We start from the raw sequence: 12,341 nt of genomic DNA, 5'->3' as shown, positions 1-12,341 counted from the left end.
CCCGGTAGTGGGCCGCGACCTCCCGCACCAGCACCGACGTCGACGAGGAGTCGAACACGATGTGGTGCGCCACCAGGAACAGCAGGTGCCGGTCGGCCGCGAGCCGCACCAGCCGCACGAGCAGCAACGGCCCCTCGGCGAGGTCGAACACCTCCTTGCCCTCCGTCGCCATCAGCGCGGCGATCGCGTCGTCCTCGTCCGCACCGGTGAAGTCCAGCAACGGACACTCGATGTCCATTGTGGACAGGACGACGCGATGCGGTTCGCCGCCGTCGTCGCGGAACACCGTGCGCAACGACTCCTGGTTCAGGACCGCGGCCCGCACCGCGTCCGTCAACCTCGGCACGTCCAGTGGTCCGTCGAGCCGCACCACCTTCGGTTCGTGGTAGGTGGTGCGGCCGGGCGACATCTGTTCCAGCACCCAGATCCGCCGCTGCGAGGGAGTCAGCTGCCTCGTCACGAACCGCGCGCGCAGCCTGTCGAGCGCGGGCAACGCCGCCAGCACCCGATCAGCGGGCACACCGAAGTCCACGAAGCACGCGATCTCGTCCGCACCCGCGTCGAGCAGCCCGGCCACCACCCCGGCCGCGGTCTCCTCACTGCCGATCAACGCACGGCCGGCGCAGTACCTCTCATAAGCCCGCCCCAGCACGAACTCGAGGTCCTCTTCTGACGTCCGTTCGAGATCGACCTCGAAGCCGAGGCTGTTCGTGACCTGGTCCAGCAACGCCAGCGACGACCGCAGGTAGGCGCAGAACGGCCGGAACGCCTCCGCCCGTGCCTCCTCCGCGTCCGCGCCGAGGAACGTGTGCACCATGACCACCACGCGCCCCTCCTCCGGCGCGAACCCGCACTCGGCCCGAATCCGCCGGTACCGCGCGATGTTCGCCTTCAGCTCCTCCACCGTCTGCGCCATCAGGTTCGTGACGACACCGAGGTTCTGCTCGGCGGCCCGCCGGTAACTGTCCGGGTTGCCCAGCACGGCCACGAACATCGGCGGCGCCTCCTGCACCGGCCGCGGGTGCAACGACACCTCGATCGCCTCACCGGTCCCCGACCTGGCGGGCACCGCCTCCCCTCGCCACAGCCGCCGCACCGTGTCGAGCTGCTCGTACATCAACTCCCTGTGCGCGCCGAAGTTCTGCGGCGCGAGCGCGAAGTCGTCTGCGTGCCACCCGCTCGCGACACACAGCCCCGCCCGCCCACCGGACAGGTTGTCCACGACCGACCACTCCTCCGCCACCCGCACCGGGTGGTGCAGCGGCAGCACCACCGACCCGGCGTGCAACCGGATCCGGCTGGTCCGCGACGCCAGCGCGGCGGCGAGGACCGACGGGTTCGGGAACAGGGCGCCGAACGAGTGGAAGTGCCGCTCCGGCAGCCACACCGCGTGGAAGCCGTGACGGTCGCCGAACTCCGCGGCCTCGGTGATGATCCGGTACTTGCCGGTCGCCTGGTCGTTGGCGTAGTCGCCGAAGAAGTAGAGGCTGAAGTCGCACTGGCGGGTGGGGGTGGCGGGTGGCGAGGTGGTGGGGTTCGTCGCCGGTGGGGCCAGGACGGCGGTGCCGGGCTCTGCGGGGACGACGGTCGGTGCCGGTGGCGCGACGGTCCGGCCGGCCGCGGGAACGACGGTCGGCGCGGGTACCGACTGCGACGCGGGTACCGGCTCCGGCGCGGTTTCCGCCCTGGGCCGGGGGATCTCCACCTCGGCCTCCGGCCGGCCGTTGCCGGTCAGGACAGCCAGCTGGCGTTCCATCAGATCCACGAGCTGTTCGCCCAGGCGCAGCTGACGTTCCACCACCTCGCGCACCGACGCGTCCTCCGCGGCAGGCACCGCGTCCGGCGCTTCCGGGTCCGGGCCATCCGGCACCGGCTCCGGAACACCAGGCACCGGCGGAAGAAGGCCCGCCACCTTGCGGCACGTGTCGGCCTCGGCCGACAACACCCGGACCGGCACCCGCGTCCCCAGGGCGAGCTCGATCTCCCGGCTGAGGCTCATCAACGCGAGCGAATCCGCGCCCAGGTCGAAGAACGAGACGTCCGCGGGCACCGACGCGGCGCCCAGCACCTTCGCCACCACCCGCTGGACGTCGGCTTCGCGGCCGGAGACCGGCACGGTCGTGGTCCGGCCGGCAACGGGCTCGCGCGGCCCCACCGGGAACCGGGTGCGGGCCAGCGGGGTCCCCGGCAGCGGGATCCGGCCACCGCCGGAGACCACCGCCTGCCAGCGGACGTCGGCTCCCCGCACGTACAGCTCCCCCAGCGCGGTGAGCAGTCCCTCGGCGCCGGGGATCCGCTGGCTCGCGTGCCAGCGGTCGCCGGCCAGTGCGGTGAGCACCGCGCCCGGTCCCATCTCGACCGCGTCCATTCCTTCCACAGTGGACAGAACGAGGTCGAACCGCACGGGCTGACGAGCCTGACGCACCAGGTGGTCCGCGTCCGGGCGCCAGCCGGCCGCGTGCACGGCGCCGTCGAGACCGCTGACGAACGGAATGGCCAGCGGGTGCCAGTGCACCTCGGCGGCGAGCGACCGGAGTGAGGTGAGCACGGGGTCCAGCAACGACGTGTGGAACGCCCGGTCCACCCGCAGGAGCTGGTGCCGGACACCGGAAGCAGCAAGGAGTTCTCCTGCGTGCCGCACCGCGTCGGGTGTGCCGGCGAGGACGTGGTCGCCGGCGCCGTTCACGGCGGCGATCTCGGTTCCGCTGAGTGCGGCGATCTCCTCTGCCACCGCGGACGAGGCCGAGCAGGCGATCATGGCGCCGGGCGCACAGCGCTGCATCTCCTCGCCCCGCGCGGCGACCAGCCGGACCCCCTCCGTCAGCGTCAGCGCGCCCGCGACGGTCAGTGCGGCGTAGTCACCCAGGCTGTGGCCCGTCACCAGCGCCGGACGCACGCCGAACGCCTCCCACTGCCGTGCCAGTGCCACCTCGAACGCGTAGAGCGCCGGTTGGGCGGCGCCAGGCGGCCACTCTCCCGGTGTCAGCAACAGGTCGGCCGAGCCGGGCAGCGCGGCGTCGCATTCGTCGATCACCGAGCGCACGACGGGGAACCGCGCGTACAGCGACTTCGCCATGCCCCGGTGCGCACCGCCCTGACCGGAGAACGCGAACACCACGTCACCGAGCGGCTCCGCGGTCGTGCTCACCGGCTTCAGCTCACCGGTCGAGGCGCCCACGGCGAACGCGCGGCGCGGCAGGTGCGGGCGGCCGAGTGCGGTGCTGAGCGCGACGTCCGCCACGTCCGCGGTGGAGGTCGAGGCCCACTCGCGGAAGCTGTCCACCACGGCACGCAGACGCTGTTCGTCGTGCGCGGACAACGGCACGAGCGCTGGGCCCGCGGCGGGATTCGTGGTGCGCGCAGGAGGTTCCTCCAGCACCACGTGCGCGTTGGTGCCGCCGACGCCGAGCGCGCTCACGCCGGCTCGGCGGGGAGTCGTGCCGGACCGCCAGGGCCGCAGGGACGTGCCGACGACGAACGGGCTGTCCGCGAGGCCCAGCGCGGGGTTGGGCGTGGTGAACCCGAGCATCGGCACCAACTCGCGTTCGCGCAGCATGAGCGCCGTCTTGATCAGGCCGGCCAGGCCGGCGCAGGAGTCGAGGTGGCCTACGTTCGCCTTGACCGAACCCAGGGTGCAGAAGCCGCGCCTCGGGCTGTCCAGTGCCCTCGTCAGGGCCTTGAACTCGACGGGGTCGCCGAGCGCGGTGCCGGTGCCGTGCGCCTCCACGTACGACAGGGAGTCACCGGGCACACCGGCGCGGCGCAGCGCGGCACGCACGACGTCGACCTGACCCTGCAGGCCTGGGGCCGCGAAGCCAGCTTTGCCCGCGCCGTCGTTGTTGACCGCGGAACCGAGGATCACAGCGTGGACGGTGTCCCCGTCCGCCAGCGCGCGGTCGAGCCGTTTCAGCACCACCGCGGCGACGCCGTTGCCGCCCACCGTGCCGTCCGCCGCCGCGTCGAACGGGCGGCAGCGTCCCGACGGGGACAGCACCGAGCCCGGCACCGGTCGCTGTGGCACGTGCACCGCCGCCGCTCCCGCCAGCGCCAGGTCGGCTTCGTCGTCGAGGAGCGCGCGGACCGCGAGGTGCACCGCGACGAGCGATGTCGAGCACGCCGTCTGCACGCCGATCGCCGGTCCGGTGAGGCCGAGGCGGTAGGCGACGCGCGTGGCGAGGAAGTCGGGCTGGTGGCCGATCGTCGCCTGCGCGGCCGCCGCCGGGTCGCCGTCGTCCACGCCCGCCCGCATTCCCGGCCGGGCGAACAGGTTCATGCCGGTACCCGCGAACACGCCGATCCGCACGCCGGGGTCCGGTGCCGCGCGGCCTGCGTCCTCCAGCGCGTGGTAGCAGCACTGCAGGAACAACCGGTGTGCGGGATCGGTCAGCTCGGCCTCGCGGCCGGTGGTGCCGAAGAACTCCACGTCGAAGCAGTCGACGTCGTCGAGCACGCCCATCGCGCCGCCGGGGAAGGTGGTCGTGCTGTCCACACCCGCGCGGAGGTTCGCCCAGAACTCGCCGACCGACGCGGCACCCGGCAGGCGCGCGGCCATGCCGACGATCGCGATCCTGGTGTCCGCCGGGCGTTCCTGCACCGGTGGCGCCGTCCCAGTGGACGACCCCTTGGCCAGATGTGCGCTCAGCTCCGCCACGGTCGGGTGCTCGAACAGCGTGGTGGCCGCGACCTGCAGCCCCAGTTCCCGCGTCAGGGCCTCGGCGATCCGCACGATCATCACCGAGCTCAACCCCGCGTCGTAGAACGGCGTGCGGGCATCGACGGGGGTACCGGCCACCGACGCCACGACATCGGCGACACTGCGCGTCCGGAGCCTGTCGCGCAACGCGGCGCGTTGCACCTTTCCGGCCGGTGTGCGTGGGAACGCCTGCGCAGCAACGGGAACGACGTGGGCGAGCATCAGCCGCAGGCGCGTGTGGACCGCCTTGCGGATCTCGGCCGCGATCCGCTCGTCGTCGCCGCCGCTGACGAAGAAGACCGCCACCGCCTCGCTGCCGGTGGTCTCGTCCGGCACGCCGCACGCGGCGACCGACCCGGCCGCGACCCCGTCCACGGTGGTCGCGACCGCCTCAATCTCGTGCGCGAAGTGGTTGTGCCCGTTGACGATGATGACGTCCTTGGCCCGGCCGGTGATGACCACCTCGCCATCGGCGAGGAACGCGAGGTCGCCCGTGTCGAGCCAGCCGTCCGCCGGCAGCCGCTCGCCGTTGACGTAGCCGGGACTGACGCGCGGCGAGCGGATCCGCAGCCTGCCGATGCGCCGCTCCCCCAGCACCGCGCCGTCGTCGCCGACGACCTGCACCTCTGCCTCGTGCGCCGGGGTGCCGACGGACACGAACGTCACGCGTTCCCTCGACGGGACGTCGTCGTCCGCCGCCTGCAACTCGCCGCCCAGCGACGACTTCCGCAGCACGTGCGCGGTCAGCCCGCCGAAGGTGATGGCAGTCGTCGTCTCCGCCATGCCCCACACCGGCATGAGGACGTCCCGGTCGAGGCCGCACGGCGCCAGCGCGTCCAGGAAGCGTTCCACCACCGGCAGGAGCACCTGTTCGCCGCCGCACACGACGGTGCGGACACCGGAGAGGTCCCAGTCGCCGGTCGGCGCGTCCGCCACCAGCTGCAGCGCGAACGTCGGAGCCCAGGTGTGCTGCGCGCGGTGCTCGGCGACCAGGGCGGGCCAGCGCGCGGGATCTCCCAGCACGTGCTCGGTGGCGACGTGCACGTTGGTGACCCCCGCGAACACCTCCAGCACGTGGTACAGCAGGAACGCGCCGCTGTGGTCCAGCGGCAGCCAGTTCAGGGTGACCTCGTCCTGCCTCAGGTCGAGCACCCGCCTGCTGCTCGCGGCGAACCGCACGAGTGCGCGTTGTGTCAGCTCCGCCGCCTTCGGTGCACCCGTGCTGCCCGACGACAGCATCAGCAGCACCACGTCGTCGTCCGCGCGCTCGGCGACCTCGGCGGACGGCGGCAGCTCCAGCCAACTGTCCACATCGGACAAGACAAGCGGGTCGCGGAGGAGCTCCGCGGTGTGGGCGAGCCGGGCGGCCGCGGGTGAACCCGGTACAGGGGGTTCCGCGATCGCGGCGGGCACCGCGCCACCGAGCACGCACGCCCAGAACGCCGCGAAGAAGTCGGGCAGCGCGAGGCCCGCGAGCACCACGGGGTCGCCCGTCCCGACGCCACGGGCGCGCAGACCGGTGAGGATGCGGCGGGCACGGTCGAGCAGCTCCGGATACGACACGAAGGTGCTCACCCCGGCACGGTCCACCGCGGTCACACCACGGCCGGGTGCGCGTTCCGCCGCGGTCAGCAGCGCCGCGGCCACCGAACGCGGGTCGTCGTCAGTCAGCTCGAGCGCGGCTCCTCGGTAGTACCCCATCAGTTCGCTCCTCGTTCTCCTCGGCGGCGCGCGGCCGCCGGAAAGTCACCCGACTCAGCAGAACCACCGCCGCGACCAGCGCGCAGCTGTGGAACAGGCCGACCACCGCGGGCGCGGGCAGCACCTCCAGCACCGCAGCGCTGGTCACCATCCCCACGCCGAACCCGGTGGTCTCGGCCGTGGCGGCGAGCCCGAACAGGTGGCCCCTGCGGTCTTCCGGCTCTGCCTGCAACCGTGTCGTGAACGCGATCTCCCCGACGCCGTCCGCGATTCCGGCGACCAGCGCGACGGCGGCGGTGATCGGCGCCTGCCACCCGCAGAAGGTCAGCACGAACGCCACCGACATGACCGCGGTCGCCACGGGGAACACCAGGTCCGCGCGTACCCGCGGCACCAGCCACCGCGACAGCGGGTGCGCCATCAGCCCGCCCACCGCCCACGCCGCCCAGAACCAGCTCAGATACGCGGAAGGCGCCGCGGGAGCGACGGATGCCGCCTGCACGGGCAACGCCACGTTGTGCGAGGCCGATCCGAACGCGTCGAGCCCTCGCACCACCACCATCACGACCACCAGCGATCCGAACACCTCCGGCAAGACGGAGGTACGCGGCCGGGACGCCTTCACCACCCGGCCCGCATCCGGCTCGAACCTCACCCGCGCCAGGACGAGAGCGGAGAACACGAAGGTGAGGCCGTTGAGCGCGAACGCGATACCGAATCCCCAGGCACCGACCACGAATCCCGCCGAGGCGAATCCCAGCACAGTGGCGATCGACCTGGCCGTCACCAGCAGGCCGTTCAGCCCGGCTGGTCCGGCGTCACCGGCGAGACCCGGCACACTGCTGCGCAGTGCGACGGTGAAGAGCGTGTTGCCCGCTCCGAGCAGGACCATCGAAACGGCCAGCGGGACGACCGCGTTCGCAGCGGTGAAAGCCAGCACCGCCGTTGTCGTCATGGCGCCGGCCTGGACGACGTCGGTGGTGATCATCAGCTTGCGCCGGTCCAGCCTGCTCACCAGTGCACCCGCTGCCAGGCCCATCACCACTCCGGCCAGCAGCCGGGCGGCCATCAGCGCGCCCAGCCCGAACGGGCTTCCGGTCACCCGCAGGGTGAACAGGCCCAATGCGATCAGGTTCAGGTAGTTGCCATAACAGGACACCGCGTAGGCGGCGAGCACCTGCCGAAAGGCGCCCGGAGCCGCGGTGAAGATCACTTCGGCCAGTCGATGTCCGTGCCGTCGCCCGACCTACGTGATTTCCGTCGAGCAATCCCCACACCGGCGACATCGACGCCACCGGGTATAGCGGTGAATACCGGCATAGCGGTACGCCCCCCATGTGTTTGTCTTTGCGCGTTACCCCACCCCAGGTCATCGCGGTGCACATGCCCGGACGGCAGATCCCGTTACCTCTGTACCCGTCCCCACCAGCGGTTACACACTGATTCACAGTGCGATTCCGAGCCTCTGCACCCGGGGGAAGCTCACCTTCCGCAATCCACCATAGCCGGACCGTTACCATCGGGAAACCCCCGGAACGAAATCTTCCAACAGCCGGTGGCAACACTGTGCCAATCTTGGCAAAGTTTGCCAAGATGCTTGCCGACCACAGCCGGGTCATCCAAGCTGACAAGAGCTACTAGTACGCAGGGGGCACTATGCGGCAATCTCTCCGAGACGTGATTGAATTCGCGATGAACTGGGTAGAGGCAGCGCACGACGCGACCGGCCACAAGGGTGTTTCAGCCGGTTACGAGCTCAATCACGGCTGGCAGCAGACCTATCCGGAGATCAGCGGCTACCTCGTCCCGACGATGCTGCGAGCGGCACAGGAGCTGGACCGGCCACCGCTCGCCGGCCGCGCCGTCGAGATCGGCGACTGGCTGCGGCTGCTCCAGCACGCGGACGGCGCCTTTCCCGGCGGCATGGGGGTGGACGGCGAGCCCGTGGTCTTCGACGTCGGCCAGATCGTCCTCGGCCAGATCGCACTGGCGCGCTCCGGCCACGACCGCACGGCGGCGCTCGACTCCGCCGGGCAGGCGGCGCAGTGGCTGTGCCGCGCCCAGCGGCCGGACGGCGCGTGGCTCTCGCACTTCGGATACCCGAACACCTATTCCACCCGCGTGACGTGGGCGGTGGCCGAGGTCTGGCGCGAGACCGGCGACCCGGAGCTGCTGCGGACCGTGGAGCGGTCGCTGCGCTGGACGCTCACCAGAGTCCAGCCGGACGGCTGGATCGACGGCATGGCGTTCGACGCGAACCTCACTCCGTGGACACACACGATCGGTTACGCGCTGCGCGGCCTGCTGCGCACCGCCGACGTCATCGGGGACGAGCTCGGCGACCTCGGTGAACAGGCGGTGGCGGCGGCGACGGCGTGCGCCGAACGGCTGGCAGGGCTGGTGTCACCGCTCGACCCGCTGCTGCCCGGCGAGATCGGGCCGGGCTTCACGTCAACGGCCGGCTACGCCTGCCTGACCGGTGACGCGCAGATGGTCACGGTGTGGCTGGACATCGCCCGCCGCACCGGGAACGACGGTCTGCGCGCCCGCTGCGCCGCGGTCGTCGACCTGCTGGCCGACCTGCAACTGCGGCAACCCGTCGAGCCCGCGGCGGTCGGCGCGCTGCCGGGGTCCTGGCCGCTGTCCGGCGCCTTCGAACCGCTCGCCTTCCCCAGCTGGGCCACGAAGTTCCTCGCCGACGCGGTGTTCGCGCTCGCCGACGACGAGCGCGAATGAGCACTGAGGAGGGTGACGCGGCGCCCTCAGCGCGCCCCGTCACCCTCCTTGCTCCCGTACGTGCCTGCCAGCACCTTCGCCAGACCGCGCCAGATGTCCGCGGCGAGCTCGACGTTCAGCGACTCCTGCACCTGCGCCGCGAGCTCCTGCATCGCCTGCACGCCTTCCGCCTGCTGTCCCGCCAGGATCTGCAGCTGCGCCCGCAGCGCCTGGAAGCGGATCATGTCGCGGAACGACAGCTGAAGCTGCTGATCGTCCAGCTCGGCGCACAACGCGCGGGCGTCGTCCACCCGCCCTTCCTCGAACGCCAGATGGGCGCGCAGCGTGAGCAGCTGCTGCTTCTGCAGTTCGGTGCCCATGAGCACGACGACGGCCTCGACCTCGTCCAGACGCGTGCGGGCCCGGTCGGTGAGGGCCGGGGTGATCTGCAGGTAGAGCGACGCGGCCGCGAGGCGCAACCGCAGCCACAGCATGAGGTCGTCCTGGCCGTGCAGCTCCCGCAGCGCGCGTTCGAGCAGCACCTGGGCCTCGGCGTAGTCGTTCTGCCGGACCCGGACGGTCGCCGCCGCCCACAGCGCCTCGATGTGCGCGGTGCCACCGGTCTGCTCGGTCAGGCCGATCAGCTCGTCCGCGTGCACCCGCGCGTCCTGCAACCTGCCGGACTCCGCCTCCGCGGAGACGATCGCGTGCAGCGCGGCGGCGCGGTCCGTGATCGACAGGCCGTCCGCCAGGCTCAGCGCCTCGGCGGCGTGCCGGCGGGCGGACACGGCGTCACCGAGCAGGCGGGCGCACATCGACAGCCGGGTGCGGGCGCGGACCCGCAGCGCCGGGGTCCTCAGCTCGTCGCTCAGCTCGCACAGCTCGGTGAGCAGCTCGAACTCCTGCTGGTGCCGGCCCTGGTTGCCCCGCGCCCTGGCGAGCAGCCACAGGGCCTGCCAACGCAGGGCGGGGTCCATCTTGGCGTCGCCCTGCAGCGCATCGGCCAGACTGTCGACCAGCTCGTCGTCGGACGCCGAGGTGGCGGCGGCGAGCAGGTGGGCGAGCGACGGCGCCTCGTCCGTCGCCTCGAAGGCCGAGATGGGCACACCCAGTTTCCTGGCCAGCTGCTCCACCACGCGCTCAGTCGGCGGACGTGCACCGGACTCCAGGCGGGACAGGTAGCCGGTGGACATGCTGCCTTCGGCGAGGGCGACCTGGGAAAGGCCGCGTTCGAGCCTCAGCGCCCGCAGTCTCATCCCGAAATCAGGTTGCGTCAGCATAAACCCTTCCTTTCGGGTACGCGCGATCACGGCACACATTTTGACCGGATTGCCCCCGTGTGGCAAATACCTGTTCGCAACGCCACAAGAAGACCACGTGTGGCGGCGCTGAACGCGAAATCGGAGTGCCTGCTTCCAGGGGGTGTGGGAGCCTTGCCAGGACGGGTACCCCAGAGGACACGAAGAGGTGCGTGATGACGGCAGGAAAGTCCATCCAGGAACCGAACACCACCCTCCGGAAGGACCTGTCGCTTGTCGAACACCGGGCCGAAGACCCTCAACCTGGGCGTGCTCGCGCACGTTGACGCGGGCAAGACCAGCCTGACCGAACGGCTCCTGCACACCGCGGGCGTCATCGACGAGATCGGCAGCGTCGACCGGGGTGACACGCAGACCGACACGCTGGCGCTGGAACGCAGCCGGGGCATCACGATCCGGTCGGCCGTCGCCTCGTTCGCGCTCGGGGACGTCACGGTCAACCTGATCGACACACCGGGCCACCCCGACTTCATCGCCGAGGTGGAGCGCGTGCTGACCGTCCTGGACGGCGCCGTGCTGGTGATCTCCGCGGTCGAGGGGGTGCAGGCGCAGACCAGGATCCTGGCGCGGACGTTGCGGCGCCTGGGCATCCCGGTGCTGCTCTTCGTGAACAAGATCGACCGCAGGGGCGCGGACTGCGTCGCCGTGCTGCGTGATGTCCACCGCAGGCTGGGCGGGACCGCGGTCGCGATGGGAACCGTTGCCGCACAGGGCACCTCGGCCGCCCGCTTCACCCCGCACGACCCCACCCGGCCCGGTACCGCGCACCGGCTCGCCGAACGGCTGGCCGAGCACGACGACGCGCTGCTCGCCGCGTACGTCGGCGACGCGGTGCCCGCCTATCCAGTGCTGCACCGCGAACTCGCCGCCCAGACCGCCGCGCTCGCCGTCATGCCGGCCTTCTTCGGCTCGGCGATCACCGGCGCCGGCATCACCGACCTCGTCGCCGGCATCACCGAACTGCTGCCGTCCGCGCCACCCGACCCGGCCGGACCGCTGTCCGGCAAGGTGTTCAAAGTGGAGCGCGGGCCCGCGGACGCGAAGATCGCCTACGCCAGGTTGTTCGGTGGCACGCTGCGCGTGCGCGACCGGCTGCCCGGCGCGGGCAGGGTGACCGCGATCGAGGTCTTCGACCAGGGACGCGCAGTCCGGGCGCAGGAACTGCCCGCCGGGCGGATCGGCACGCTGCGGGGGCTCACCGGTGTGCGCGTCGGGGACGCGATCGGTGTTCCCCGCGAAGGCACCGAGGCCCGGTTCGCGCCGCCCACGCTGGAGACCGTCGTCGTGCCCAAGGTACCCGCGCGGAAAGCCTTGCTGCATCACGCTCTCACCCAGCTCGCCGAGCAGGATCCGCTGATCGACGTCCGGCAGGACGACGTGCGCGGCGAGTTCGCCCTTTCGCTCTACGGCGAGGTGCAGAAGGAGGTCGTCGAGGCGACGCTCGCGGACGAGTACGGCGTCGGCGTCGAGTTCCGCGAGACCACCACGATCTGCGTGGAACGCCTGATGGGCAACGGGTGCGCGGCCGAGCACATCGGCACGGACACCAACCCGTTCCTCGCCACGGTGGGACTGCGCCTCGAGCCGGCACCACCGGGAACGGGCGTGGAGTTCCGGCTGGAGGTCGAACTGGGCTCGATGCCGCTCGCCTTCTTCACCGCGGTCGAGGAGTCCGCCCGCGAGGCGTTGCGGCAGGGACTGCACGGCTGGGAGGTGCCCGACTGCGTGGTCGTGATGACGCACTCCGGGTACTGGGCGCGGCAGAGTCACGCGCACGGCACGTTCGACAAGAGCATGTCCAGCACGGCAGGGGACTTCAAGCACCTCACACCACTGGTGCTGATGGACGCGCTGCACAGGGCCGGCACGGTCGTGCACGAGCCGATCCACCGGCTGTCTCTTATACACATCTC

The 12,341-nt window shown here is 71.5% G+C and carries 5 protein-coding genes; 2 read left to right on the top strand and 3 right to left on the bottom strand.

Translation table 11 applies throughout. From position 1 onward, the window contains the following. Both UK23_RS45350 and UK23_RS45345 read right to left on the bottom strand, forming a co-directional pair. On the bottom strand, positions 1-6,394 hold a 6,394-nt coding region (locus tag UK23_RS45350; RefSeq protein WP_045318045.1), incomplete at its 3' end, for a type I polyketide synthase. Continuing rightward, positions 6,357-7,607 (bottom strand): MFS transporter, encoded by a 1,251-nt coding sequence (locus tag UK23_RS45345; RefSeq protein WP_052685629.1) that lies wholly within the window; start codon positions 7,605-7,607, stop codon positions 6,357-6,359. The genes UK23_RS45350 and UK23_RS45345, both read right to left, overlap by 38 nt. A 479-nt stretch (positions 7,608-8,086) precedes the next feature. On the opposite strand from UK23_RS45345, the gene UK23_RS45340 reads away from it, so the two are divergent. Next, entirely contained in the window at positions 8,087-9,130 is a 1,044-nt protein-coding gene (locus tag UK23_RS45340; RefSeq protein WP_045318044.1) for a prenyltransferase/squalene oxidase repeat-containing protein, read from the top strand. A gap of 26 nt (positions 9,131-9,156) precedes the next feature. Here the strand turns inward: UK23_RS45340 and UK23_RS45335 are convergent, their stop codons facing one another. Further along, positions 9,157-10,389, bottom strand: coding sequence for a helix-turn-helix domain-containing protein (locus UK23_RS45335; RefSeq protein ID WP_045318043.1), 1,233 nt, complete (start codon positions 10,387-10,389; stop codon positions 9,157-9,159). Between the two features lie 252 nt (positions 10,390-10,641). On the opposite strand from UK23_RS45335, the gene UK23_RS45330 reads away from it, so the two are divergent. After that, positions 10,642-12,341 (top strand): elongation factor G (locus UK23_RS45330; protein WP_045318042.1); only part of this gene is annotated, 1,700 nt, incomplete at its 3' end.

The organism is Lentzea aerocolonigenes (genome assembly GCF_000955955.1).
GTDB classification, from domain to species: Bacteria; Actinomycetota; Actinomycetes; order Mycobacteriales; family Pseudonocardiaceae; genus Lentzea; species Lentzea aerocolonigenes_A.
This window is presented reverse-complemented; position numbering and strand designations above follow the sequence as displayed.